Annotated in this window: 23 protein-coding genes; 16 read left to right on the plus strand and 7 right to left on the minus strand. The window is 61.0% G+C overall.

The window, feature by feature from the left end; all coding sequences use genetic code 11:
* From ACH2DG_RS16490 to ACH2DG_RS16510, 5 genes are all read left to right on the plus strand, one after another.
* Nucleotides 1-1,095: ATP-dependent metallopeptidase FtsH/Yme1/Tma family protein (locus ACH2DG_RS16490; RefSeq protein WP_395027497.1), on the plus strand; the 1,095-nt coding region annotated here is incomplete at its 5' end.
* Between the two features lie 86 nt (nucleotides 1,096-1,181).
* Nucleotides 1,182-2,033, plus strand: coding sequence for a dihydropteroate synthase (folP, locus tag ACH2DG_RS16495; RefSeq protein ID WP_395027499.1), 852 nt, complete (start codon nucleotides 1,182-1,184; stop codon nucleotides 2,031-2,033).
* Between the two features lie 136 nt (nucleotides 2,034-2,169).
* The gene (gene glmM, locus ACH2DG_RS16500; protein ID WP_395027500.1) at nucleotides 2,170-3,504 is read left to right on the plus strand and encodes a phosphoglucosamine mutase; all 1,335 of its coding nucleotides are present in this window, start codon (nucleotides 2,170-2,172) and stop codon (nucleotides 3,502-3,504) included.
* A 216-nt stretch (nucleotides 3,505-3,720) separates the two neighbouring features.
* On the plus strand, nucleotides 3,721-4,542 hold the full coding sequence (locus ACH2DG_RS16505; RefSeq protein ID WP_395027501.1) for a GNAT family N-acetyltransferase: 822 nt from the start codon (nucleotides 3,721-3,723) through the stop codon (nucleotides 4,540-4,542).
* A 134-nt stretch (nucleotides 4,543-4,676) separates the two neighbouring features.
* The gene (locus ACH2DG_RS16510) at nucleotides 4,677-5,636 is read left to right on the plus strand and encodes a 2-hydroxyacid dehydrogenase (protein WP_395027503.1); all 960 of its coding nucleotides are present in this window, start codon (nucleotides 4,677-4,679) and stop codon (nucleotides 5,634-5,636) included.
* Nucleotides 5,637-5,749: 113 nt separating this feature from the next.
* Here ACH2DG_RS16510 and ACH2DG_RS16515 read toward each other — a convergent pair whose 3' ends face one another.
* A complete protein-coding gene (locus ACH2DG_RS16515; protein ID WP_395027504.1) occupies nucleotides 5,750-7,270 on the minus strand; it encodes an exopolyphosphatase in 1,521 nt (506 codons plus the stop codon).
* 347 nt (nucleotides 7,271-7,617) lie between these two features.
* Here ACH2DG_RS16515 and pstS point away from each other — a divergent pair, with 347 nt between their 5' ends.
* From pstS to phoR, 7 genes are all read left to right on the plus strand, one after another.
* Nucleotides 7,618-8,655, plus strand: coding sequence for a phosphate ABC transporter substrate-binding protein PstS (pstS, locus tag ACH2DG_RS16520; protein ID WP_395027505.1), 1,038 nt, complete (start codon nucleotides 7,618-7,620; stop codon nucleotides 8,653-8,655).
* Between the two features lie 114 nt (nucleotides 8,656-8,769).
* Nucleotides 8,770-9,741 (plus strand): phosphate ABC transporter permease subunit PstC, encoded by a 972-nt coding sequence (pstC, locus tag ACH2DG_RS16525; protein WP_224149643.1) that lies wholly within the window; start codon nucleotides 8,770-8,772, stop codon nucleotides 9,739-9,741.
* Nucleotides 9,738-10,619 (plus strand): phosphate ABC transporter permease PstA, encoded by an 882-nt coding sequence (pstA, locus tag ACH2DG_RS16530; RefSeq protein ID WP_377779501.1) that lies wholly within the window; start codon nucleotides 9,738-9,740, stop codon nucleotides 10,617-10,619. Before pstC ends, pstA begins: the two co-directional genes overlap by 4 nt.
* Nucleotides 10,620-10,638: 19 nt before the next feature.
* Entirely contained in the window at nucleotides 10,639-11,430 is a 792-nt protein-coding gene (gene pstB / locus ACH2DG_RS16535; RefSeq protein WP_184708179.1) for a phosphate ABC transporter ATP-binding protein PstB, read from the plus strand.
* Nucleotides 11,431-11,454: 24 nt separating this feature from the next.
* Nucleotides 11,455-12,156, plus strand: coding sequence for a phosphate signaling complex protein PhoU (phoU, locus tag ACH2DG_RS16540; RefSeq protein WP_224149641.1), 702 nt, complete (start codon nucleotides 11,455-11,457; stop codon nucleotides 12,154-12,156).
* Nucleotides 12,157-12,166: 10 nt separating this feature from the next.
* On the plus strand, nucleotides 12,167-12,874 hold the full coding sequence (gene phoB / locus ACH2DG_RS16545; RefSeq protein WP_395027507.1) for a phosphate regulon transcriptional regulator PhoB: 708 nt from the start codon (nucleotides 12,167-12,169) through the stop codon (nucleotides 12,872-12,874).
* 66 nt (nucleotides 12,875-12,940) lie between these two features.
* A complete protein-coding gene (gene phoR / locus ACH2DG_RS16550; RefSeq protein WP_395027508.1) occupies nucleotides 12,941-14,293 on the plus strand; it encodes a phosphate regulon sensor histidine kinase PhoR in 1,353 nt (450 codons plus the stop codon).
* 25 nt (nucleotides 14,294-14,318) lie between these two features.
* Here the strand turns inward: phoR and ACH2DG_RS16555 are convergent, their stop codons facing one another.
* The 5 genes from ACH2DG_RS16555 to trxA all read right to left on the minus strand — a co-directional run bounded on the left by ACH2DG_RS16555 (nucleotide 14,319) and on the right by trxA (nucleotide 19,918).
* Nucleotides 14,319-15,701 (minus strand): MATE family efflux transporter, encoded by a 1,383-nt coding sequence (locus tag ACH2DG_RS16555; protein WP_395027509.1) that lies wholly within the window; start codon nucleotides 15,699-15,701, stop codon nucleotides 14,319-14,321.
* A gap of 8 nt (nucleotides 15,702-15,709) precedes the next feature.
* A complete protein-coding gene (locus ACH2DG_RS16560) occupies nucleotides 15,710-17,422 on the minus strand; it encodes a hypothetical protein (RefSeq protein ID WP_395027510.1) in 1,713 nt (570 codons plus the stop codon).
* Nucleotides 17,423-17,613: 191 nt separating this feature from the next.
* Nucleotides 17,614-17,859 (minus strand): type B 50S ribosomal protein L31, encoded by a 246-nt coding sequence (locus tag ACH2DG_RS16565; RefSeq protein ID WP_224149636.1) that lies wholly within the window; start codon nucleotides 17,857-17,859, stop codon nucleotides 17,614-17,616.
* A gap of 139 nt (nucleotides 17,860-17,998) precedes the next feature.
* Nucleotides 17,999-19,261, minus strand: coding sequence for a transcription termination factor Rho (gene rho / locus ACH2DG_RS16570; RefSeq protein WP_224149635.1), 1,263 nt, complete (start codon nucleotides 19,259-19,261; stop codon nucleotides 17,999-18,001).
* A 324-nt stretch (nucleotides 19,262-19,585) separates the two neighbouring features.
* The gene (gene trxA / locus ACH2DG_RS16575) at nucleotides 19,586-19,918 is read right to left on the minus strand and encodes a thioredoxin TrxA (RefSeq protein ID WP_224149634.1); all 333 of its coding nucleotides are present in this window, start codon (nucleotides 19,916-19,918) and stop codon (nucleotides 19,586-19,588) included.
* Between the two features lie 281 nt (nucleotides 19,919-20,199).
* Here trxA and ACH2DG_RS16580 point away from each other — a divergent pair, with 281 nt between their 5' ends.
* The 4 genes from ACH2DG_RS16580 (at nucleotide 20,200) to ACH2DG_RS16595 (ending at nucleotide 22,971) form a co-directional block, all read left to right on the plus strand.
* Nucleotides 20,200-20,691, plus strand: coding sequence for a hypothetical protein (locus tag ACH2DG_RS16580; protein WP_395027511.1), 492 nt, complete (start codon nucleotides 20,200-20,202; stop codon nucleotides 20,689-20,691).
* Nucleotides 20,692-20,894: 203 nt separating this feature from the next.
* Nucleotides 20,895-21,344 carry a dUTP diphosphatase gene (gene dut / locus ACH2DG_RS16585; RefSeq protein WP_395027513.1) on the plus strand — a complete coding sequence of 150 codons (450 nt, stop codon included), beginning with the start codon at nucleotides 20,895-20,897 and terminating at the stop codon, nucleotides 21,342-21,344.
* A 68-nt stretch (nucleotides 21,345-21,412) separates the two neighbouring features.
* A complete protein-coding gene (locus tag ACH2DG_RS16590) occupies nucleotides 21,413-21,946 on the plus strand; it encodes a glycine zipper 2TM domain-containing protein (protein ID WP_224149631.1) in 534 nt (177 codons plus the stop codon).
* Nucleotides 21,947-22,230: 284 nt separating this feature from the next.
* On the plus strand, nucleotides 22,231-22,971 hold the full coding sequence (locus ACH2DG_RS16595; protein ID WP_395027514.1) for a transporter substrate-binding domain-containing protein: 741 nt from the start codon (nucleotides 22,231-22,233) through the stop codon (nucleotides 22,969-22,971).
* A gap of 163 nt (nucleotides 22,972-23,134) precedes the next feature.
* Here ACH2DG_RS16595 and ACH2DG_RS16600 read toward each other — a convergent pair whose 3' ends face one another.
* A complete protein-coding gene (locus ACH2DG_RS16600; protein ID WP_395027516.1) occupies nucleotides 23,135-24,730 on the minus strand; it encodes a gamma-glutamyltransferase family protein in 1,596 nt (531 codons plus the stop codon).
* Between the last annotated feature and the right edge of the window lie 11 nt (nucleotides 24,731-24,741).

The raw sequence follows: 24,741 nt of genomic DNA on the forward strand, positions 1-24,741 counted from the left end.
AATGACGAGCGCGAGCAGACCCTGAACCAGATGCTGGTCGAGATGGATGGTTTTGAGACCAACCTCGGCGTGATCGTCGTGGCAGCCACCAACCGTCCCGACATTCTGGATGCGGCCTTGCTGCGCCCGGGTCGTTTTGACCGTCAGGTCTATGTCACGCTGCCCGATATTCGCGGCCGCGAACAGATCCTGAATGTGCACATGCGCAAGATCCCTGTCGGCCAGGATGTGAACCCAGGCGTGATCGCCCGTGGCACGCCCGGCATGTCCGGCGCCGATCTGGCCAACTTGTGCAACGAAGCTGCGCTGATGGCAGCGCGCCGCAATGCGCGCACTGTCGAGATGCAGGATTTCGAGAAGGCCAAGGACAAGATCATCATGGGCCCCGAGCGCAAATCCATGGTCATGCCTGAGGAAGAGCGTCGCAACACGGCCTACCACGAGGCAGGCCATGCGCTGATCGGCAAGCTGCTGCCCAAGTGCGATCCGGTGCACAAGGTCACCATCATTCCGCGTGGCCGTGCGCTGGGCGTGACAATGAGCTTGCCCGAGAAGGATCGCTACTCCTATGACAAGGAGTTCATGCTGAACCAGATCGCCATGCTGTTTGGTGGCCGCATTGCCGAAGAAGTGTTCATGAACCAGATGACCACCGGCGCCTCCAACGACTTCGAACGTGCAACCCAGATTGCCCGCGACATGGTGACGCGTTACGGCATGACCGATGCATTGGGTCCCATGGTGTATGCCGAGCAGGAAGGCGAGCCTTTCCTGGGCCGCTCGATGAGCAAGCCCAGCAACATCAGCGAAGAGACCATGCAGAAGGTCGACGCCGAAGTGCGCCGCATCATTGACGAGCAGTACCACCTGGCACGCAAGCTGATCGAGGACAACAGCGACAAGATGCATGCCATGGCCAAGGCCATGCTGGACTGGGAAACCATTGATGCCGAGCAACTCGATGACATCATGGCTGGCAAGGAGCCCCGTCCTCCCAAGGATTGGACGCCGCGCAACCCGCCGTCCAACAACGATGGCGGCAGCGCTGGTGGCGGTACCTCCGTGGTGACCGACCATGCGCCCAACGCCGCCTGATGGGGCCTGCCTGATTCTCTGCTGAATCAAGACACACACCGAAAAGCGCTCCTGGAGCGCTTTTCTCTTTTGCGAAGGATTCATCCATGCCAATCTGGCAAACCAGCCGCTTTGCGATTGACCTGGCAGAGCCCAGGATCATGGGCATCGTCAATGTTACGCCCGATTCCTTCTCGGACGGAGGCAGCCACCAAGGCGTTGCGGCCGCCATGGCACACGCAGAAAAGCTGCTGGCTGATGGAGCGCACATTCTGGATATCGGTGGCGAATCCACCCGCCCGGGCAGCCCGGCCGTGCCGCTGGATGAAGAGCTGCGCCGAGTGCTGCCGGTGGTGGAGGCCGCAGTGGCATTGCAAGTGCCCATTTCAGTCGATACCTACAAGCCCGAAGTGATGCAGGCAGTGCTAGATGCCGGAGCCGACATCATCAACGACATCTGGGCGCTGCGGCAGCCGGGAGCCCGTGCCGCAGTGGCCGCCCACCCCGGTTGCGGCATATGCCTGATGCACATGCATGCCAATCCGCAGACCATGCACCTGCAGCACATGGACGCGGCACAGGACGTGACAGCGCAAGTGCTGCAATTTTTGCAGCAGCAAACGGTTGAACTACGTGCACTGGGTGTGCAAAAGGATCGCATTGTGTGGGATGCTGGCACCGGGTTTGGCAAAACCGTGGAGCAGAACTTTGTCTTGCTGCAGCAGCAGCCTGTGCTGGCGGCGGCTGGGTATCCACTGCTGGCGGGCTGGTCGCGCAAAGGCTCGCTGGGCAAGGTCACAGGGCGTGAAGTGGGCGAGCGCATGCCTGCGAGCATTGCGGCGGCACTCTTGGCGGCCGAGCACGGGGCGGCCGTGGTACGCGTGCACGATGTGCGCGAAACTGCCGATGCGCTGGCCGTACTGGGCGCCATGCGGCGGCCGGCGGCCTTGCATGTTTAACGAATGACAAGCGGGAGCCTCGCTTTCAACTGGAAACGTGGCACAAACGTTACACTTGACCTGCGCGTCTGAATGGTCGCCAAAACCTGCCATTGCCAAGGCGGGTGCTTACTTTCTTGCTACGGAAACAAAGAATATGCCACGCCAGTATTTTGGAACCGATGGAATTCGCGGCACGGTCGGCAAATCGCCCATCACGCCTGATTTCGTGCTGCGCCTGGGCCACGCCGTAGGCCGTGTGCTGCGCCGGGGCGAGGATCGCCCGACGGTGCTGATCGGCAAGGACACGCGCATCTCGGGTTACATGCTGGAAAGTGCGCTGGAATCGGGCTTCAACTCTGCAGGCGTTGATGTAGTGCTGCTTGGGCCGCTGCCCACGCCCGGAGTGGCTTACCTCACGCGGGCCTTGCGTGCCAGCCTGGGCGTGGTCATCAGCGCCAGCCACAATCCTTTCGAGGACAACGGTATCAAGTTTTTCAGCGCAGAAGGCACCAAGCTGCCCGATACCTGGGAGGAATCGGTAGAGGCCGCGCTGGCCGAGAGCCCGGTGTGGGTGGAGTCTGCGCAGCTGGGCAAAGCGCGCCGTCTTGATGACGCCCCAGGCCGCTATATCGAGTTTTGCAAGAGTACCTTCGACAACCAGTTGTCGCTGCACGGGATGCGGGTGGTGGTGGATGCGGCGCATGGCGCTGCCTACCAGATCGCGCCCAAGGTCTTCCACGAACTGGGGGCCGATGTGATCACCATTGGCTGCAACCCCGATGGTCTCAATATCAACCAGGGCGTGGGCGCCACCCACCCCGAGGCACTGGTGCGTGCCGTGCGCGCCAACAATGCGGACGTCGGCGTGGCGCTGGATGGCGACGCCGACCGGCTGCAATTGGTGGATGCCAATGGTCGCCTGTTCAACGGCGACGAATTGCTCTACCTGATGGCGATGGATCGCCTGCACCGCGGCGAAAAGGTGGCAGGCGTTGTCGGTACCCTGATGACCAACCTGGCCGTGGAGGCGGCCCTGCGTGCGCAAGGCATCGAGCTGGTGCGAGCCAAGGTGGGTGACCGCTATGTGCTGGAAGAGCTGCAACGCCGCAACTGGATACTGGGCGGTGAAGGCTCCGGCCACCTGTTGGCGCTGGACAAGCACACCACGGGCGATGGCCTCATCAGCGCGCTGCAGGTGTTGCAAGCCTGTGTGAGCCGCCAGCAGGGCATTGCCGAGCAGCTCAAGGGCGTCGACCTGTGCCCGCAGGTTCTGCTGAACGTGCGCCTGCAGCCGGGCCAGGACTGGAGCCGAAACCAGAAGCTGGCCGATCTGCAGCGCGACATCACCGAGCGCTTTGCGGGCCAGGGGCGTGTGTTGATCCGCGCAAGCGGCACCGAGCCGCTGTTGCGTGTGATGGTGGAAGCCTTTGATGCTGCCCAGGCGAGCCGTTGTGCCGAGCAGCTGGCCGAAGCAGCGCGTCTGTCCTGAGCGGAGAGGTCTGTACCTGCACCGACCAGTGCAGGTAGCCCTCGTTTGCGGGTGTTGCATGGGCGCCATGTCATGCAGGCGTCATGATTTGCACATCGCGCTGTCATGCGGCAGCGAGAAACTGGCGGGGCTCTGTGATAGCCCGGTGTGGGCACGAGGCGCGGCATAGCGGCTGGTGTGCAGCAAAGGGCGGCAGAGCGATTGAGGAGCCCTGCCATGCACAACAAGCCCGAATTCTCCAGCGCATCCGACATCCTGGTCTCCAGCCCGGCTGCTGCCAAGCATCCCTCTGCCTTGCCGGCTGCAGCGGCATTGGCCGATATCGAGGTGTCCTGGGCGCGCCATCTGGACGAAGTACGCGAAGCCCAGCGCCTGCGCCACCAGGTATTTGCCGGTGAAATGGGAGCGCAGCTGCAAACCACTAAGCCTGGCCACGATGTGGATGGTTTTGACGATTACTGCGAGCACCTGCTGGTGCGCAACAGCAGCACGCAGCAGGTGATCGGCACCTACCGCCTGCTCACGCCCGCCCAGGCCCTGCGCGCCGGGCGTACATACTCCGACGGCGAATTTGATCTCACTGCCATTGATGCGCTGCGCCCGCGCATGGTGGAGCTGGGGCGCAGCTGCGTACATGCCGACTTCCGCCAGGGTGGCGTCATCATGGCACTGTGGGGGGCGCTGGCCAGTTTCATGCAGCGCAACAAGCTCGATGTCATGATGGGCTGCGCCAGCATTCCGATGTGGCACAACGGCATCGTCAGCGGCGATGCGGCAGCGAGTATCTGGCGCCAGTTACAGGCCAAGAAGCAGGTATCGTCGGAGTACACAGTTACCCCACGCCTGCCGCTGCCACTGGAGCAACTGGATGACCAGGTAGATGTAGAGCCGCCGGCACTCATCAAGGGTTATCTGCGCGTGGGTACCGAGGTGATCGGCGCGCCAGCCTGGGATCCGGATTTCAACACCGCCGATCTGCCCATGCTGATGCAACTCGATCGCCTGCCGGCACGCTATCGCAAGCATTTTCTGGGTTGATGGGAACAGCTCCGCAGGGTGCCTCTGGTAATGCTGAGCCAGGGAACAACCCTGTCGTCAAAAAGCCTTCATAATCAAAAGAGCCGCTTGCATACGTTGCAAGCGGCTCTTTTGCTATCAATGAAGGAGTTGTGGTGAGCCAGTCCTCGCATTCCCCGATCACGCTGCTGGTCTTCAATCCCATGGCCGAGCAGCATCTGGACCAGATTCGCCAGCATGCAACGGTCCTCTACGCGCCCACGGAGGCGCAGCGCACGCAGGCTGTCGCAGAGCAGGGCGCCGAGGTGGATGCGGTGCTCACCATTGGCTCCATCGGTTTGACAGCCGATGAGGTGGCACGCATGCCGCGCCTGCGCCTGGCCTGCACCCTGGGCGCGGGCTACGAAGGGCTGGCGCTGGAAGCCTTGAAGGCGCGCGGCGCCGTCGTGGCCACCGGGGCGGGCACCAACGACACCAGTGTCGCCGACCACACCTTTGGCCTCATACTGGCCACGATGCGCAATTTTCGTTCGCTGGACCAGCAGGCGCGCGCTGGGGTGGACCGTTTCACGATTCCGCACCCACCGGGCGTGTCGGGCAAGAAGCTGGGCATCATCGGCCTGGGTCATATCGGCCTCAAGATCGCCAGACGCGCTGCGGGCTTCGACATGCCGGTGGGCTACCACAACCGCAAGCCCAAGGCCGATGTGCAGCACCCGTACTTTGACTCGGTGCTGGCACTGGCTGCCTGGGCTGATGTGCTGGTGTGCGCGACACCGGGCGGTGCGGGCACGCGGCATCTGGTCAATGCGCAAGTGCTGCAGGCGCTGGGCCCACAAGGCTATCTGATCAACATCGCGCGCGGTTCGGTGGTGGATACCGAGGCGCTGGCTGCGGCGCTGAAAGAAGGCCGCATCGCAGGCGCGGGCATTGATGTGTACGAGAGCGAGCCGCACCGGCCCGAGCCTCTGATCGATCTGCCCAATATCCTGATCACGCCCCATGTTGCCGGCTGGTCGCCAGAGGCGACGCAGGCCAGTGTGGATCAGTTCATTGGCAACCTGACCGGGGTGTTCTCTGGCCGTGGCGCTGTGGCGCCGGTAGACCTGGGGTAATGCCTCAACGAGTGTTTACCTGCATCCCGGTAGTTCATTGTTTGCTATATAAATAATAGCTGTTTGCGCTTGATGAATGAGCGCTAGCAGCTATTTCCATATGCAATGGACAATTATTTGGCAAGAATGCTGCCTGCCTGCTTGAACTGGAACACGTACGGGGTCTTCTGCCAGGCGAGCACCTCTTCGCCCAGCAGGTAGGCGGATTGCGGAAACTGCTCCGACCAGCCGGCCAGGGCCTTGAGCGACCATTTCTCGGGTTTGTCGCGCAGATTCAGCTGTTCCAATTCTGGATTGCGGCGGGCATGGCACAGCACGGTGGCCAGGCGCAGGCACAACAGCTCCAGTGCAAACTCGGGGTTCTGCAAGAAGCCCTCGACCTTGCGCAGCTTGCCGCGCTGGGCCAGCACCAAGGCGGCGAGGTGCGACAGCTCGGTTTGGGTAAAGCCCGGCACATCGCTGTGGCTCAGCACATAGGCGCCATGGTGGTGGTAGTCGTTGTGCGAGATGAGGCAGCCCATTTCATGCAGCTGGCTGGCCCAGTCCAGCATGGGGGATTTCAGTTTCACAGGGTCGGTCACGCCGGTGTAGCGTCTGGCCTGCTCAAACAGGATGGCGGCGGTTCGCTGAACGCGGGCCGCTTGCGCGCCATCGACCTGGTAGCGCTCCATCAAGGTGCTGATGGTGCGGTTGCGGATATCGGAATATTCCTCATGCTGCACCATGTCGCGCAGCAGACCCTGGCGCAGTGCTCCGCTGGCAATGCGCAATTCATCGATCTGCAGCAGATCGAAAATGGCGCACAACGCGGTCACGCCGCCGCCGATCACTGCACGGCGCTCCTCCTTCAGACCTTCAAGCCTGATGTTTGCGGCGTTGCCTGCGGCCAGCAACTGTTCACACAGCCAGTACAGCTGCTCGCGGCGCACCACATCGGGCTCTCCGCCATGAGCCGCCAGCACATCCGCAATCGCATTGGCTGTGCCCGATGTGCCGTAAGCCATGTCCCAGCTGTTGGGGGCGAAGTGCAGGGCGGCCTCTTCCATGACGGCCTGCGCGGCAATGTGCGCCGTTCTCAAGCTGGCCTTGGTGAATTCGCCATTGGGAAAGTAGCGCAGCGACCAGGCCACGCTGCCCACGGGGTAGGAGGCCACGCGCTCGGTCAGAAAGCGCTGGCCCAGGATCAGCTCGGTCGAACGCCCGCCGATGTCCACGACCAGCCTGCGCTCGTCAGACGGTGGCAGCGAATGCGCGGCGCCCTGGTAGATCAACCGGGCCTCCTCTGGGCCGGAGATCACGCTGATCGGGTAGCCCAGGATCTGGTTGGCCTGCTGGATGAAGATGTCGCGGTTTTTGGCTTCGCGCAGGGTCTGGGTGGCCACGGCGCGCACCTGGGCAGGCGGAAAGCCCTTCAGGCGCTCGGCAAAGCGCGCCAGGCAATCCCAGCCGCGCTGCATGGACTCCACCGAGAGGTTGCCCGCTTCGTCCAGGCCCGCGCCCTGGCGTACCATTTCCTTGAAATACTGCACGCGTTCGATATGGCCGGATGCGTAGCGCCCAACCTCCAGGCGAAAACTGTTGGATCCCAGATCCACGGCGGCGAGCAGGGTTCCATCGAGCATAGGTGTCGTCATCAATCAAGTCTGCAAAAATAGGAGTGCGCTTTACAAATTACAAATTGCAAGGAAATCCGCGTGGCTGGCCTCGCCAGCACACCCTGTCCGCCTGATGCGCAGTCCAGCAAAAGCACTCCAGGGCAGGGAGCATAGCACCGCGACTGTAGTCCATCGCAAAGCCATTCCTTATGCTGACAAAACTTTGAAATTAAGTCTTTTGCATGACTGAAATATGACAATTGCCTCTTTGTTGCTCAGGGGCATCGATTGATTTCCATGGGGAATATGACGGAATATGTCATATCAATGTCATAAAGGTTTTTTACAGTCCACTCCATTGCGTTTCATTACCAACAGGAGTTTTCATGAAACTGTCCGCGATTCGAGTGCTGGTTGCTGGTTTGGTTGCTGCGGGTGCATTTGCCCAGGTTCATGCGGAAGAAGCCACGGGCGCGGGCGCAAGCTTCCCCGCTCCGCTGTATTCCAAGTGGGCAGCCGATTACAACAAGGCAACTGGCGTCAAGATCAACTACCAGTCCGTGGGCTCCAGCGCCGGTATCAAGCAGATCGATGCCAAGACGGTGGACTTCGGTGCTTCCGACATGCCATTGAAGGACGACGAGCTGACCCAGAAGGGCCTGGTGCAGTTCCCCACCGTGATTGGCGGCATTGTGCCCGTGGTCAACATCAAGGGCATCAACCCCGGCCAGCTGAAGCTGTCGGGCCAGGTGCTGGGCGATATCTACCTGGGCAAGATCACCAAGTGGAACGACCCTGCCATCACCGCCCTGAATCCTGGCGTGGCGCTGCCTGACGCCGCCATTGCCCCGGTGCGCCGTGCTGACGGTTCGGGCACAACCTTCGGCTTCACCAACTACCTCTCCAAGGTCAACACCGAGTGGAAGGACAAGGTCGGCGAAGGCGCTGCCGTGAACTGGCCTACGGGTGCCGGTGGCAAGGGCAACGAAGGTGTTGCAGCGTACGTGGGCCGCCTGCCCAACTCCATCGGCTATGTGGAGTACGCCTACGTCAAGCAGAACAAGATGACCTTTGCCCAGTTGAAGAACGCAGAGGGCAATTTCGTCAGCCCCGATGACACCAGCTTCAAGGCCGCGGCCGCCGGTGCCGACTGGACCAAGAGCTTCTACCAGATTCTGACCAACCAGCCAGGCAAGGATTCGTGGCCCATCACCAGCGCCACCTTCATCCTGATGCACAAGACCCAGGACAAGCCAGCACAGGCTGCCACCTCGCTGAAGTTCTTTGAGTGGGCCTACAAGTCGGGTGACCAGACGGCAGATGGCCTGGACTATGTGCCAATGCCTGCCAGCGTGAAGGACATCATCTACAAGTCCTGGAACAACATCAAGGACAGCGGCGGCAAGGCTGTTGTAGCCAAGTAAGTCGCAAATACCACAGGCCGCTCGGGTAGCGGCCTTTTCCACCTTCCATGGAATTCACAAGTGTCGACATCTTTTCCAGTACAAAACAGCGCGGTCGCGGGGGATAAAGCAGACATGCAGTCCAGCCAGCCTCCTTCGCGAAAGCCCTGGCTTTCCAATTCTGTCGCCGACGGCCTGTTCGCATTGCTGGCGCGCGGCGCGGCAGTGCTGACCCTGGCTTTGCTGCTGGCGATCATGGGCTCCCTGGTTGTGGGTGCCTGGCCTGCCATTCGCGAGTATGGAATCGGCTTCTTCTTCCGCAGCGAATGGGATCCGGTGCAGAACCAGTACGGCGGCCTGGTGATGATCTACGGCACCTTGGCCACATCGGCCATTGCCTTGCTGATTGCGGTGCCCGTGAGCTTTGGCATTGCCCTGTTTCTGACGGAGCTGTCGCCCGTCTGGCTCAAGCGGCCACTGGGTACAGCCATTGAATTGCTGGCCGCCGTGCCCTCCATCGTGTATGGCATGTGGGGCCTGATGGTGTTTGGCCCGCTGCTGGCCACCTATGTGCAGCAGCCTCTGCAAACCCTGTTCAAGGGCATTCCAGTGCTGGAAGGCCTGGTGTCCGGCCCTCCTGTGGGCATCGGCATTTTTTCCGCTGGCGTCATTCTGGCGATCATGGTGATCCCCTTCATCGCCTCGGTCATGCGCGATGTGTTCGAAGTCACGCCCGCGCTGCTCAAGGAATCGGCCTACGGCCTGGGTTCGACCACCTGGGAAGTGATGTGGAAGGTGGTATTGCCCTACACCAAGACCGGCGTGTTCGGCGGCGTGATGCTGGGACTGGGCCGCGCACTGGGCGAGACCATGGCCGTCACCTTCGTGATCGGCAATATGAACCAACTCAATTCCCTGTCACTGTTCGAGGCGGCCAACAGCATTACCTCGGCCCTGGCCAATGAATTTGCAGAAGCGGGCGAAGGCCTGCACCAGGCATCGCTGATCTATCTGGGTCTGGCGCTGTTCTTCATCACGTTCATTGTGCTGGCCTGTTCCAAGCTGCTGCTCAGCCGCCTGCAAAAGAATGAAGGAGCCCGCGCATGACCACGGGAGAACGTTTGATCAAGGCTTCGGATCTTGCAACCATCCGCGCAGCCAAATACCGTGGCCGCAATCGCATCAACAAGATCGCGATCGGCCTGTCGCTGGCGGCCATGGCTTTTGGTGTGTTCTGGCTGGTCTGGATTCTGTGGGAGACCCTGCGCCTGGGTATTGGTGGCCTGAGCGTAGCCCTGCTGACCGAAATGACGCCTGCGCCCAATGAGCCGGGCGGTATTGCCAACGCGATCTGGGGCTCGCTGGTGATGGTGTTCATGGCGACCTGTGTGGGCACGCCCATCGGCGTGATGGCTGGCGTGTACCTGGCCGAATACAACAAGACCGGCTGGCTCGCTTCGGTCACCCGCTTTGTCAATGACATCCTGCTGTCTGCCCCATCCATCGTGATCGGCTTGTTTGTCTACACCGTGATCGTGATCAAGCTCAAGAGCTTCTCCGGCTACGCCGGTGTGATGGCCCTGGCGCTGATCGTGATTCCTGTGGTGATCCGCACGACCGAAAACATGCTGGTACTGGTGCCATCCAGCCTGCGTGAGGCGGCTTATGCCCTGGGCACGCCCAAGTGGAAAGTGATCAGCATGGTCACCTTGCGGGCTGCCCGTGCCGGTGTGATCACCGGTGTGCTGCTGGCCGTGGCGCGTATCGCCGGCGAAACCGCTCCGCTTCTCTTTACTGCGCTGAACAACCAGTTCTGGAATACCGATCTGTCCAAGCCGATGGCGAGCCTGCCGGTGACCATCTTCAAGTTCGCCATGAGCCCCTATGAAAACTGGCAGCAACTGGCCTGGGCTGGCGTCTTCCTGATCACGCTTGCCGTGCTTGGTCTGAACATTCTGGCGCGCACCTTCGCACGTCAAAAATAAATACGGATGGATGAACATCATGCTGACGAAAACCAATGCAGCCAATGCCAGTGCACTGAACTCCAAGATTTCGGTGCGCGACCTGAACTTCTACTACGGCAAGTTCCACGCTCTCAAGAACATCAATCTGGAGATTCCGGAAAAGAAGGTGACCGCCTTCATCGGCCCCTCGGGCTGCGGCAAATCGACCCTGCTGCGTACCTTCAACCGCATGTATGAACTCTATCCCGAGCAGCGTGCGGAAGGCCAGATCGTGCTGGACGGCGAGAATCTGCTCACCAGCAAGCAGGATGTGGCCCTGATCCGCGCCAAGGTCGGCATGGTGTTCCAGAAGCCCACACCATTTCCGATGTCGATCTACGACAACATCGCCTTCGGGGTGAAGCTGTTCGAGGACCTGAGCAAGAGCGACATGGAAGAGCGTGTGGAATGGGCGCTGCGCAAGGCCGCACTGTGGTCCGAGGTCAAGGACAAGCTGGGCCAGAGCGGCTCCGGCCTGTCGGGTGGTCAGCAGCAACGTCTGTGCATTGCCCGAGGTATTGCCATCAAGCCAGAAGTGCTGCTGCTGGACGAGCCTTGCTCGGCGCTGGACCCGATCTCGACCGCCAAGGTGGAAGAGCTGATTGCCGAACTCAAGGACGAGTACACCGTCGTCATCGTGACCCACAATATGCAGCAGGCCGCGCGTTGCAGCGACTTCACTGCCTACATGTACCTGGGCAGCCTGATGGAGTTTGGTGCCACCGAGCAAATGTTCTTCAAGCCCCAGCGCAAAGAAACCGAAGATTACATCACGGGCCGTTTCGGCTAATTCGCCAGAATTGGAAAGAGTCGCATGACTGAAAAACACCTATCCTCACAATTTGACAGCGAACTCAACAACATCTCCTCCCGTGTGATGGAGTTGGGCGGGCTCGTGGAATCGCAGATTCAGCAAGCGATCTATGCGCTCTCGCAATTCAGCATGGAAGCCGTGCAACGTGTTGACGAGGCCGAAAAGCGCGTGAACCAGCTGGAAGTCGACATCGACTATGAGCTATCGACCATCATTGCCCGGCGCCAGCCAACGGCACGCGACCTGCGCCTGCTGATCGCGTTTTCCAAGGCGACTGCCAACCTGGAGCGCATGGGCGACGAGGCCCACAAGATGGCGCGCATGGTGGGCTCCATCATCGAAAGCGGCGCTGCGCGCTCTCTGCCCACGACCGATCTGCGTGTGGCAGCCGATCTTGCCTCGGGCCTGCTGCGCAAGACGCTCGATGCGTTTGCGCGCCTCGATACCGCTGCCGCCGTCTCGATCCTCAAGGAGGACGATCTGATTGACGCCGAGTTTGATGGCTTTGTCCGCAAACTCATCACTTACATGATGGAAGATCCCCGCAAGATCTCTCCGAGTCTGGACCTGCTGTTCCTGGCCAAGGCCATTGAACGCATCGGCGATCACTCCAAGAACGTGGCAGAGCTCATCATCTACCTGGTCAAGGGAATCGATGTGCGCCACACCACGATGGACGAAATCGAATCCAGTGTTTTGTAGAGTTTGAAGTATGAAAAAACTGCCACGTGTACTCATTGTCGAAGACGAGCCGGCCATCGCCGAGCTGATCGCGGTGAACCTGCGGCACAATGGCTGCCTGCCAATCTGGGCGGAAGATGGCGACGCGGCCCAGCGAGAGCTGGATGCCGTGCTGCCGGATGTGATTTTGCTCGACTGGATGCTCCCGGGCCAAAGCGGCCTGTCGCTGGCACGCAAATGGCGCGCCGATGCCCGTGTCAAAGGCATCCCGATCATCATGCTGACCGCCCGTGGAGACGAGCCGGACAAGATCGCGGGTCTCGATGCCGGTGCGGATGACTACATCACCAAGCCGTTTTCCACGCAGGAGCTGCTGGCGCGCATCCGTGCGGTGCTGCGCCGCCGCATTCCCGAGCAGGTCAACGACAGCGTGACGATCGGCGAGTTGGTGCTGGATGCAGCAACGCACCGTGTCACCTACCAGGGCGAGCTGCTCAAGCTGGGACCGACGGAGTTCAAGCTGCTGCATTATTTGATGAAGCATGCCGAGCGCGTGCATTCGCGTTCGCAGTTGCTCGACAAGGTGTGGGGTGACCACGTCTTCATTGAGGAACGCACGGTGGATGTGCATGTGAAGCGCCTGCGTGAAGCACTGGGCGTTGCGAACGTGATGGTGGAGACGGTGCGGGGCGCGGGCTATCGCATCACTGCACAGCCGCAGGCCCTGCAACGCGCTTGATGCGCGGGCTTGCCATTTCTCGTATGCTGCGCTTGTCGCAGCTTTTCTTTTTTGAGTTAGGTCTGCATGCTGTTTCGCATTGTCAGTTTTCTGTTGTTCCAGATCGTCGGCGCTTCGCTGGGCTGGTGGCTGGGGCAAATGCCGGGGGCGCTCGTTGCCACCCTGGTGGGGGCCTGGTGCTGGTTTGTTGCAGACCTCTGGCGCGGCAACAAGGTGGTTTCCTGGCTCAAGCAAGGTGACCTGCAGCGTCCTCCACACCTGTATGGCGTGTGGGGCGAGGCGGTGGACCGGGCGCGTCGGTTGCTGCGCCAGCATGAGAAGCAGGAGCAGCAGGCGGTGGCGCAATTGCAGCAGGTGCTGACCGCGCTGCAGGCATCTCCCAATGGCGTGGTATTGCTGGATGCACAAGGCCATATCGAATGGTGCAACCAGACTGCCTGCGAACACTTCGGCTTTGATCTGCAGCGCGACCACATGCAACTCATCTCCAATCTGGTACGCGCCCCCGAATTCGCAGGCTATTTTGCCGCCAATGATTTCAGCAGGGATGTGGTGCTGATGAGCCCGGTGGTGCGCGCCACCAGCCCGCTGAAACTGTCCGTGCAGATGTTCCCGTACGAAGGGAACCGCAAGCTGCTGCTCTCGCGCGATGTGACATCGATCGAACTGGCCGATGCCATGCGGCGCGATTTCGTTGCCAATGTCTCACACGAGATCCGCACGCCGCTGACGGTGCTGACAGGCTTTATCGAAACCCTGCAGACCCTGCCGCTCAGCAGTGAAGAGCGTACCCAATACCTGGCCTTGATGTCCAACCAGGCGCAGCGCATGCAAAGCCTGGTAGCGGACTTGCTGACCCTCTCGCGTCTGGAGGGCAATCCTCCGCCCAGCTTGAACGAATGGGTGGGAGTGCGCAACCTGATGCGTCGCTGCGAGGAGGATGCGCATGGCCTCGCACGCATGATTGCCAAGGATGGTGACAAACCTTTGCGCCTGAATTTTCCGCAGATGCCGTCGCTTGATGAAGCTGGGCTGGAGGTGGCGGGCGCAGGCAACGAACTGCAAAGTGCGCTGTCCAATCTGGTCAACAATGCGGTGCGCTACACACCGGCAGGCGGGGACATCACGGTGCAGTTTGTGCGCCAGGCAGACGGCACGGGCCGCTTCAGCGTGGTGGACACGGGCCCGGGCATTGCGCCGGAACATATTCCTCGCCTGACCGAGCGCTTTTATCGCCTCGATCGCAGCCGCTCGCGCGACACTGGTGGTACCGGGCTGGGGCTGGCGATTGTCAAGCACGTCCTGCAGCGGCATGGTGCGCAACTGCAGATCCGCAGCACGCTGGGCAAGGGGTCGGAATTCGTGGTGGTATTTCCGGCGTCGCGGATGCGAAAAGCAGATACGGAGGCGCTGGTATAGCGCGTGCCGGTGCTTGCGATGCAGGTCAGGCCATGCTGCGCTGCACGGCCTTGCGGGTGACCTGCTGCAGCAGGACAACAAAGCAGGCGGCAGCCAGCACCAAAGCGCCTGCGGCGCACATCCAGAATGCAATGGGTGAGTGCAGGGCGTCCATGCTGCCCAGCCCATTGTAGGCCAGCTGAAAGCCGCCCCACAGGCCCATGCCCCACAGCAGGCCACAGTACACCAGCAATGGCGCAAAGGTGATGCGGTAGCTGCGCAGCACAAAGATGGATACGGTCTGCGTGGCATCTGCCAGGTGGTACAGGCTGACCCAGGCCAGCAGGCCTACGGCAATGGCTGCAACCTCCGGGGTGTGGGTATAGACCGGCACGATCCAGGATCTGCCGATCAGCACCGCGCAAGACAAGACAGCGGCCAGCAGCATGGCAGACAACAGCCCCATGAACACGACATGGCGCGCACGGAGCTCGTCACCAGCGCCACGCCAGTAGCTGGCGCGTGCGCTGGTGGCAATGGCCAGTGACAGGGGCACCATGTACATCAAGGCCGTCACGTTGGCGGCAATCTGGTGTGCACCGGAGGCTGCCGTGCCCATGCGTGCAACATACAGGGCCATCAGGGTGAACGAGGTGATTTCCACCAGGATCGACAGGCTGGCAGGCACACCGAGCTGCGTGAACTGGAGCAGTGTGGGGCCATGGGGCCGCTCCAGCTTGCGCCAGATTTGTGCGGGGGCATACAAGGATTGCGTGCGCAGCAGCATCCATCCCACGCCGCACAGGAAGAAATTGACCACAAAGGTGGCCCAGGCGCAGCCGACCACGCCCATCGGGGCCAGCCCCAGGCCGCCAAAGGTGAACCAGATGGACAGCGATAGCTTGACGAGCAGCGACACGGCCTGGAGCCAGGTGACCAATTGCGGCTTGCCCAGTGCCTGGCTCACCGTGCTGAAGACGCGGAACAGCAGGGCTGCGGGCAGGCTCCATCCCACAATGGCGAGATAGCTCTCCACCAGTGGCTGCAGATCTGTGGGCACTTCGGTCCAACGCAGTATCGGCGCGGGATGGAACAGTACAGCCATGCCCACGGCACTTGCTGACATGCAGATGTAGAGCGACTGCCGCAGCGATGGCCCGATGTCTGCATGGCGGCGAGCGCCATGCATCTCGGACCAGATGGGTAGCAGCGCCTGCAGCAGTCCCATCAGCGAGACATAGACCGTCACGAAAATGGCGGAGCCCACGGACAGTGCGGCCAATGAGGCTTCGGCATGGCGGCCTGCAACGATGGTGTCGACCACGCCGAAACCCATCACCGCAATCTGTCCTACGAATACCGTGGCCGCGTGTTTGGCAACCACATCGAAATCGCGGCGTGAGAACACGCGGCGCACAGCGCTCAGCATGGCTGCTCCTAATCCTGCTTGCGCTGGTAAATGACAATTTCAGCGTTTTTATCGGTGGGCCGCGGAACGACCGCGTATGGCTCCCAGTCTTCATCGATGCCATGGCTGTGTGCGGACCTCGCCCCTTCAATGGGCAGCGCCAGCCAGCGGCAGGTATTGGCGGTATCCGTGTGCATTGGGGTCAACTGCCAGCCGCCTTGCGCTTGCAGTGCAACGATCTGGGCACGGCCCAGGTTTCCGATGGCGACACAGCCCGCCTGTGACGGCGTGGGCAGTACCTTGGCCAATGCCTCGACCTGCGCCGTATAGCTGCGGCCATAGTCCAGCATGGGCAGCCAGATGCTCATCAGCAGTATCCAACTGAGTACCGTCCCGCCTGCAGGCAGCACCAGGCTGCGCCAGATCTCCGGACGGTTGCGCCTGGCGCGCCAGAACACCAGAGCGCACCACGCCAGGCTGGCCAGCAAGGCCACGAGGAAAAGCGGCAACGAGAAATTGGCTACGAAGCCTGGCGCGATACGGGCCACATTGGCGGCAGGCTTGGCCGGTACACCGGTATAGACAGCCAGCCAGATAACCCAGATGGTGATGGCTGCGGCACTGAAGAACAGCAGGGTGAACCAGTCAATCAATGCAGCCATCGCACGGCGGAATGTGGGCAGTGCAAACGCCGCCAATGCAGCAAATGCGGGCAGGCCCAGCAGCAGGGCGCGGTCGCCCGGATTGGTAGTGACGGTGTTGATGAGGGCCAAGGCTCCCAGCAGTATCGGCAGCCACAAGTGGCGATGCACAAAGCGCCAGTCTGCAATCTGGCGGCGCCAGATCCACAGCGACCACAGCGCCAGAGGCCATGCCGGCCATACAAACCAGACCAGCAACTCCAGCAGGGACTGGAATTGGCGGAATTCCTGCGCAGGCAGAATGCGCCACTGCCATTGGTGCAGATACACCGCCAGCAGCAAGGCCAGCACGCTCATCACGGCGAAAGCAATGGAGGCCTGCAGGCTCTTGTTGCGCTGCGAGGCATTGACGGGGGTGAGCGCCAGGATGAGAGCCGCGCCCAGGCCCATCAACACACTGTAGGTGGGGGCACCACTGAGCGCCAGAATCAGAAGCCCGATTCCTCCCACAGTGAGGGGAAGCGCAAACCGGTTGGGGATGCAGGCGGCAGCAAAAAAGACGAAGCAGACACCTGTGAGCTGCACCACGTAGCTGCTGGCTTCATGGGATGGCTGTGCCAGGCCCAGGCAGGCAATGAGGGCCAGCAGGCCGCCATCTGCCATGGCGCGCGCATAGTCGATCTCCGATGCTTCACCACCGAACGCAAAGGCCACGGGGCCGGCACCCGGGCTGCGGGCGAGGTAATACACGGCATACCAGGTTGCCATCAAGGCCAGCCACAGCAGGGCGGCAAAGGGCAGGCGGCTTGCCATGTCTGCGGGTATCACGCTGCCAAAGGCCTGGATGGCCCATGCGCCCAGCCAGTAGGGCAGCAGGCCCTCGGCGTCCGGGTTCAGGCCCAGGATGGAAGGCGCCAGCCAGGATGTCTTGCCCTGCGCCAGCTCCAGCGAGTAACCGTAGGTGGTGATATCCAGCGCTTTCCAGGGTGCCCGGCCAAAAAAGCCTGGCACGACGTATGCCAGGCACAGCAACAGCAGCAGCGCCCGGGGCAGGGGGCGCACGGCAGCCTGAGGAACAATCGCTGGGGTTGGAAAATTCACCGTAAGAGACCGAATGGAGCAAGCAAGCAAAGATAGCAGAGCGCGCGAGTGAAATCTAGGAGGTTTGCGGTTGCTTCAGAAAGATTCCAGGCATGCGACCCGCAAACAAAAAAGGCAGTACGTCATCCGCACTGCCTTTGCTTTGCCAGAAAACCGTGGCCCCGAAGGCCACAGCATAGGCAAACCGCAAATTACTTCTTGCCGAAACGGTTGCGGAACTTCTCCACGCGGCCGCCCATGTTGTCCACCGACTTTTGGGTGCCGGTGTAGAAGGGGTGCGACTCCGACGAGGTATCCAGCTTGAACAGCGGATATTCCTTGCCTTCGAAGGTTTCGTTTTCCTTGGTGTTCACACACGAACGGGTCACGAACTTGAAACCGTTGGACAGGTCCACGAACAATACTTCGCGGTACTCTGGGTGAATGCCTTCTTTCATGATCTTTCCTTTGGTCAAGTGCGGGAGCCGTGCCAAGCCGGATACAACCTCTGTATCGCAATAAGCTGAGCGTACTTTCCGCAATAAAAGCCCTCCATTATTGCATAAATGAAGGGTGTGTGGCAAATCGGTGTGCTGCTTAGCCGCCCCGGCGCATCATGTCGAAGAACTCGGTGTTGTTCTTCGTGGCCTTCATGCTCTTGATGACCATTTCCATGGATTCGATTTCGTCCATGTTGTACATGAACTGGCGCAGGATGCGGGTCTTTTGCAGGATTTCCGGCGACAGCAGCAACTCTTCGCGGCGTGTGCCGCTCTTGTTGAGCTCAATGGCCGGGAACACGCGCTTTTCGTACAGGCGGCGGTTCAGGTGCAGTTCGCTGTTGCCGGTGCCCTTGAATTCTTCAAAGATCACTTCGTCCATGCGGCTGCCGGTGTCGACCAGCGCGGTGGCGATGATGGTGAGCGAGCCGCCTTCTTCCACATTGCGCGCGGCGCCGAAGAAGCGCTTGGGACGCTGCAGTGCGTTGGAATCCACGCCCCCCGACAGCACCTTGCCCGACGAAGGCACGACGTTGTTGTAGGCGCGGGCCAGACGCGTGATGGAGTCGAGCAGGATGACGACGTCCTTGCCCATTTCGACCAGGCGCTTGGCGCGCTCGATCACCATTTCGGCCACGTGTACGTGGCGGGCCGCAGGCTCATCGAAGGTGGATGCGATGATTTCGCCCTTGACCGAGCGCTGCATCTCGGTCACTTCTTCCGGACGCTCGTCCACCAGCAGCACCATCATGTGCACATCCGGGTAATTGGCGGTGATGGCGTGGGCGATGCTTTGCATCATCATCGTCTTGCCGCTCTTGGGCGGGGCAACGATCAGCGCGCGCTGGCCGCGGCCAATGGGGGCGATGATGTCGATCAGACGGCCGGTGATGTTTTCCTCGGCCTTGATGTCGCGCTCCAGTCGCATCTGTTCCTTGGGGAACAGGGGCGTCAGGTTCTCGAACATCATCTTGTGCTTGTTCTGTTCAGGGGGCAGCCCGTTGACCTTGTCGAGCTTGGTCAGAGCAAAGTAGCGCTCGCCATCCTTGGGCGTGCGCACTTCACCTTCAATCATGTCACCCGTATGCAGGTTGAAGCGCCGGACCTGGCTGGGGGAGATGTAGATATCGTCGGTGCTGGCAGTGAAACTTGTGTCGAGGCTGCGCAAAAAGCCGAATCCATCGGGCAGGATTTCCAGAACGCCGTCGGCAAACACCTGTTCACCGGCCTTGGCCCGCTTTTTGATAATCGCAAACATCAATTCCTGTTTGCGCATGCGGCCGGTATTTTCAATCTCAAGCTCGTCTGCCAGCTTGAGGACTTCAGACACATGCAGTGCCTTGAGCTCATTTAAGTGCATGAATGGACTCCAGAACGGAGTAACTGTTAGATGGAGGGGGAATGCAGAGCCGGTGCAACAAGCGGGAAACCGCCAAGCCGGAGATCAGACGTGATCTATTCTTAGAAAGGGAGATCGATGATCTGGACCCGTATTATAAACAGGGTGTTGGAAAACACCCCCTTTAAATGATCAACTATATGTATCTTTGGGGTAAAAAATGCTGATCTTGCCTCTCAGGAGGCCCGGCGTTTGTGCCCGATCCCATAAAAAAGCGCGGCCTGCAGGCCGCGCTTTGGTTTTTTGAGGCATGGCGCCCCTCGGAGTGCCTCCGAAGGAGCAAACTCAGGCGAGTTGCTCGTCCAGAAATGCCGTCAACTGGGATTTGTTGAGCGCGCCCACCTTGGTTGCTGCCAGTTGGCCGTTCTTGAACAGCATCAGCGTAGGAATGCCGCGAATGCCGAACTTGGCGGAGATGGTGCGGTTTTCGTCCACATTCACCTTGGCGATCTGCAGTTTTTCCTTGTAGCTGACCGATACCTCTTCGAGCACAGGAGCAATCATCTTGCAGGGGCCGCACCATTCGGCCCAGAAATCCACCAGCACATTGGTGTTCGGCTGCAGTACGTCTGCTTCAAAATTGGCTTCGTTGGTATGCTTGATCAGGGAGTCCGACATGGCAGGTTCCTTGTTAAATTTCAAATGTCGTGGAGGTTCAGCGACCGCCGTGTTCAAAGTTGGGGCCATTGTGACAGAAAGCAAGCCCATGCGCTGTATGCGCCATGGGGCGCCAGTACCGTCAGCATGGATGCTGTTCCTGCGCGCCAGAGGGGGTGCTGCCGTGCATATCGATGCATACTATGGTCGACTTTGAAACTATCAATCACTGAGCCATTGCAGCGCAGAAAAAGCTGAAGCGGTGCTCGGTATTCCAGACAGGCAGGAGAGGTGTGCCATCCATGGCCAAAGATGATTTCGCAACGGACAGCATTTATCAGACTCCGCCGGGCGGCGATTTTGTCCGCTATGTGGAAAGACTGTTAGCGCGGCAGTCGCTGGGCCATGCGCACCAGACCACTTCGCAGATGGTCGTGGCGCCGGCGAGCACCTCTGCCAAGGCCCCGCGGCGCCAGGCGAAGGCTTCCGTATCTGCTGCTTCCTCTGCTGCGCACAAGACCTCGGTGTCGAATGCTGCAGACGCCTTGCTTGAGCGCATTCGCCAATTGGAGTCCAGGCGCCAAGGCGGCAGCGCGCAGGCCGACAGGGCAGGAGATGTGTTTTCTCCTGCGGCACCTGCGGCTACCGGCAAGCTGGCGGATGGTCAGCAGATAAATATTTTCAAGCTCATCGGCTGGGTGGTCATGGCCGTGATCGGTGTCGCGTTTCCGCCATTGGGGCTGGTGATGCTGGTAGGGGTCATCAAAAAGGCGATGGACAATGCAAAGAAGTGAAAAGTAGCGCGAAGCTCTTTGCAAATCCGATCTCGCGGTTACATCTGCAGGCTGCACACCCGTGAGTACCGTTACAAATCCATGGATTTTTTGCTGCCCCCTCCGGTTTTCCGCGACCGGCCAGGTACACCTGGGCCGGGTCCTTGCGTTAAGGTGGAGTGGGCTGTGCTAGCCTCGCCCATCCCGAGAAACAAAACCAAACCATGATTGTTGATATCAAAATTCTGGATCCCCGCATGCAGGATCAGTTGCCGCAGTACGCAACGCCCGGCAGTGCGGGCCTGGATCTGCGAGCTTGCCTCGACGAGCCTTTGACCCTGGAGCCCAATGCCTGGCAGCTGGTTCCCACGGGACTGGCCATCCATTTGCGCGACCCTGGCTATGCGGCCATGATCCTGCCGCGCTCCGGCCTGGGCCACAAGCACGGCATTGTGCTGGGTAATCTGGTCGGGCTGATCGACAGCGATTACCAGGGCCAGTTGATGGTGAGCGCCTGGAACCGCAGCGACACGGCTTTCGTTCTGCAGCCCATGGAGCGCCTTGCCCAGATGGTGATCGTTCCGGTGCTGCAAGCGCAGTTCAATGTGGTGCAGGAATTTGGTGAAGTCTCCGAGCGCGGCACGGGCGGTTACGGATCGACGGGAACCAAGTAGGCAAAGTTCAAGCGCCCGACGGTGGCGATACGCTGCAGTGTCGGGCACGAATGCGAAAGGAGAGAGCAATGGCTCAACGCAATATTGGCTGGCGCACCGCGCTGGCGCGCAAGGCGGGCAAACTGGCCGTGGTGGCGGCCAGTGCATCGGTGTTGGCAGCTTGTGTGCAGGCGCCGCCTCGCTATGACAACCGGTATCCGCAAGGCGGCTATCCCCAGCAGGGCAACTATCCCCAGCAGCAGCCGCAGCAAGGCGGCTACGGCGTGGAGTACGGCTCGGTCAGCCGCATTGAAGAGCTGCGCGGCCAGTCCAGCAGCACATCGGGTGTTGGCGTCATCCTGGGTGCTGTCATTGGTGGTGTACTGGGCAACCAGATTGGTGGCGGCTTTGGCCGCGCTGCGGCCACCGCAGCAGGCGCTGGTGCAGGCGCGCTGGCGGGAAATGCGATCGAGCAGAACGGCAACCGCAACCAGACGCGTGGCTACCGCATCGTGATCAATCTGCAAAACGGTGGGCAGCGCGTTTTTGATGTGCCGCATCCAGGCGATCTGCGTCCAGGCGACCGCGTGCAGATCAACCAGGGCCAGATATCGCGTTACTGACGGCACCCGTGCTTCCTGGGTGAAGCACTGATGGGCATCTGCGCCGCACAGGGTCACAATGGCCTCGGCGTGTGACAGACAGCGTGTACACAGCAAGGGGTACACGCTGTTTTTTCATTGGCAGGTCTTGCCAGCATGGAATGCGCTTTTCTCGAAGGGGCTACTGCAGTTGCGCGGTTGCCTGTGGATGGGCCACGCTGTGTATGTGGCGAATGAAGACCTAGGAGCAAGAATTGCAAAGCAACAGATCAAAATTGATAGCTGCCGTGCTAACCACGGTGGGCATGGCGAGCGTATTTTCCTCTGCATCGGTGCAGGCGGGCCCGCGCCTGGATGCCATCATGCAGGCCAAGGTGCTGCGGGTGGGCACGCCTGGCGACTACCGGCCCTTTGCAATGAAGGCCGATGGCAAATATGCGGGCCATGACATCGAAGTGATCGAGGCCATGGCCAAGGAGATGGGCGTCAAGGTGCAGTATGTGGATACGACCTGGCCCAAGCTCATGGCGGACCTGCAGGAAAACAAGTTTGATGTGGCCGTGGGCGGCATCACCCGCAATGTGGCGCGCATCAGCAAGGTGCAGATGCTTCCGGGCTACGCGCCGTTTGGCAAGGTGGCCCTGGTGCGGGCGGCTGACAAGGACAAGTTCACCACGCCCGAGGCGCTGAACCAGGCCAGCGTGCGCGTCATCAAGAATCCGGGCGGCACCAACGAGACCTATGTGCTGCAGAACATGCAGAACGCGCAGATTGCCACCCACGACAAGAATGCCGAGATTCCCGCGCTGATTGCCGAAGGCAAGGGCGACGTGATGATCACCGAAACCTACGAAGCGCTGCATTACAGCAAGGCCGATCCGCGTCTGCATGCTGCGTATCTGGATAAGCCCTTGACTCCCGTCAATCAACTGGGCTTCATGCTGCCTGCCGATGACGCCGATTACAGCCGTGTGATGCAATTCACCTGGGATGTTCTGGCGCTGCGGGGCGTGTTGCAGCAGGAATCGCAAAAGTGGCTCAAATAAGCTTCTCTTGAGTCAGCGTCTGCCCTGGCGTAAACCCACCTGTTTTGCTGCAGGTGGGTTTTTTTGTTGGTGCTCGCATTTCATATTGATAACTCAGTCCCCGGCGATTGATGCATCAGCGCCTGAACTCCTGATTCAATAGCAAAATCAACCGTCCGCCGGGCTAGCGCGCGGCTGCATGGCCATCGCGGCGGCCGTCCGATGCCGCGCCATAGCCGCCGTGGGGCAGGCGCCAGATCACCTGGCCTGCGCCAAACTCCATGGTCGGGTCGGTCACCGGCAGCAACGGGTGCCCCAGCGCCTGCAGACCATTGCGTAGTGCGGGCGAAAAACCGGGCTCGGTGTAGATGCCCTTGCCGGGCTCGATGCGCCAGCGGGGCGCATCGAGTGCTGCCTGGGGGTTCTGGCCATGGCGCAGCATGCGGGTGAGCACCTGTACATGGGCTTGCGGCTGAATGGGGCCGCCCATCACGCCAAAGGCCATCAAGGGCTGCCCGCCTTGTGTGACAAAGCCGGGAATGATGGTGTGAAACGGCTGCTTGCGCGGCCCCACCCGGTTGGGGTGGCCCGCCTGCAAGCTGAAGCCTGCGCCCCGGTTCTGCAGCGCCACGCCTGTGCCTGTGGGCACCACGCCGCTGCCAAAGCCATCGTAGTTGGACTGGATCAGCGACACCATGCGGCCTTGCCGGTCTGCGGTGCAGAGGTATACGGTGCCATGTCCGCCCAGGCCCGATGCAGGGTGCTGCGCGCGCTGCGGATCGATGAGGGCGGCGCGCTGGCGCAGGTAGGAGCCAGAGAGCCAGTTGTGCGGTGGAATGCGCATGCTGGCAGGATCGCCCAGGTGAGGGTACAGATCGGCAAGCGCGAGCTTGGTGGCTTCAATCTGCCAGTGCATGGCAGCAGCGCTGTCTATGCCGGGGGGCAGTTCGTGGTCGCGGACGTTCAGCATCCCCAGGGCCTGCAAGGCGGCAATGCCCTGGCCATTGGGCGGCAATTCATGCACCCAGCAATCGCCCCACACCCGCTGGGCCAGCGGCTGTACCCATTGGGGCCGGTAGTCGCGCAGGTCGCTGGCCTGCCAGGCGCTGCCGTGGTGCTGTGCATGGGTCAGCAGGCGCTGCGCGGTTTCGCCTTCGTAGAACTCATCGGCGCCGTGCGTGGCCAGGCGCGCCAGCGTGTCTGCCAGCGCAAGGCTGGTGAACCGTTCGCCAGCCTGTGGTATGCGTCCGCCGGGCAGAAAGGTTTCGGCAAAGCCGGGCTGGTTGTGCAGGCGGGGGACATGCAGGCCCCATTTGCTGGCCACGCCTTGCGGCACGATGAAGCCGGAGCGCGCGTAGTGCTCGGCGTGTTCCAGCAGACTGGCCCAGGGCTGTGAGCCAAAGCGCTGGTGCAAGGCCTGCCAGCCGCGCAACTGGCCTGGAATGGTCACGCTGTCCCAGCCTTCGTACGGCATGCGCTCCCGCCCGGCAAAGCGCTCGGGCGTCCAGCCTTGCGGCGCCCAGCCCGATGCATTGAGCCCGTGCAACTGCGCGCCATCCCAGACCAGGGCGAAAAGATCGCCTCCGAGGCCGTTGTTGGTGGGCTCCACCACGGTCAGTGTCATGGCGGCGGCCAGCGCGGCATCGATGGCATTGCCACCCTGCGCAAACTGCGCCATGGCGGCCGATACCGCCAGGGGTTGGGAGGTGGCTGCCACGTCGTCGCCGTACACGGGCTGGCGGGTGCTGGTATAGGGCAGCTCGGATGAGAACGTGATCATGGGCGGGGCAG

The organism is Comamonas odontotermitis (assembly GCF_040396735.1).
In the GTDB taxonomy this organism is placed as follows: Bacteria; Pseudomonadota; Gammaproteobacteria; order Burkholderiales; family Burkholderiaceae_C; genus Comamonas; species Comamonas odontotermitis_C.

Bases quoted from the DNA above. Each gene is read 5' to 3' on its own strand.
- folP (WP_395027499.1), top strand. From the start codon at position 1,182: ATGCCAATCTGGCAAACCAGCCGCTTTGCGATTGACCTGGCAGAGCCC.
- phoU (WP_224149641.1), top strand. From the start codon at position 11,455: ATGACTGAAAAACACCTATCCTCACAATTTGACAGCGAACTCAACAAC.
- phoB (WP_395027507.1), top strand. From the start codon at position 12,167: ATGAAAAAACTGCCACGTGTACTCATTGTCGAAGACGAGCCGGCCATC.
- pstA (WP_377779501.1), top strand. From the start codon at position 9,738: ATGACCACGGGAGAACGTTTGATCAAGGCTTCGGATCTTGCAACCATC.
- pstC (WP_224149643.1), top strand. From the start codon at position 8,770: ATGCAGTCCAGCCAGCCTCCTTCGCGAAAGCCCTGGCTTTCCAATTCT.
- phoR (WP_395027508.1), top strand. From the start codon at position 12,941: ATGCTGTTTCGCATTGTCAGTTTTCTGTTGTTCCAGATCGTCGGCGCT.
- ACH2DG_RS16600 (WP_395027516.1), bottom strand. From the start codon at position 24,730: ATGATCACGTTCTCATCCGAGCTGCCCTATACCAGCACCCGCCAGCCC.
- glmM (WP_395027500.1), top strand. From the start codon at position 2,170: ATGCCACGCCAGTATTTTGGAACCGATGGAATTCGCGGCACGGTCGGC.
- ACH2DG_RS16595 (WP_395027514.1), top strand. From the start codon at position 22,231: ATGGCGAGCGTATTTTCCTCTGCATCGGTGCAGGCGGGCCCGCGCCTG.
- ACH2DG_RS16515 (WP_395027504.1), bottom strand. From the start codon at position 7,270: ATGACGACACCTATGCTCGATGGAACCCTGCTCGCCGCCGTGGATCTG.
- ACH2DG_RS16565 (WP_224149636.1), bottom strand. From the start codon at position 17,859: ATGAAAGAAGGCATTCACCCAGAGTACCGCGAAGTATTGTTCGTGGAC.
- ACH2DG_RS16505 (WP_395027501.1), top strand. From the start codon at position 3,721: ATGCACAACAAGCCCGAATTCTCCAGCGCATCCGACATCCTGGTCTCC.
- pstB (WP_184708179.1), top strand. From the start codon at position 10,639: ATGCTGACGAAAACCAATGCAGCCAATGCCAGTGCACTGAACTCCAAG.
- pstS (WP_395027505.1), top strand. From the start codon at position 7,618: ATGAAACTGTCCGCGATTCGAGTGCTGGTTGCTGGTTTGGTTGCTGCG.
- rho (WP_224149635.1), bottom strand. From the start codon at position 19,261: ATGCACTTAAATGAGCTCAAGGCACTGCATGTGTCTGAAGTCCTCAAG.
- ACH2DG_RS16555 (WP_395027509.1), bottom strand. From the start codon at position 15,701: ATGCTGAGCGCTGTGCGCCGCGTGTTCTCACGCCGCGATTTCGATGTG.
- ACH2DG_RS16590 (WP_224149631.1), top strand. From the start codon at position 21,413: ATGGCTCAACGCAATATTGGCTGGCGCACCGCGCTGGCGCGCAAGGCG.
- dut (WP_395027513.1), top strand. From the start codon at position 20,895: ATGATTGTTGATATCAAAATTCTGGATCCCCGCATGCAGGATCAGTTG.
- trxA (WP_224149634.1), bottom strand. From the start codon at position 19,918: ATGTCGGACTCCCTGATCAAGCATACCAACGAAGCCAATTTTGAAGCA.
- ACH2DG_RS16580 (WP_395027511.1), top strand. From the start codon at position 20,200: ATGGCCAAAGATGATTTCGCAACGGACAGCATTTATCAGACTCCGCCG.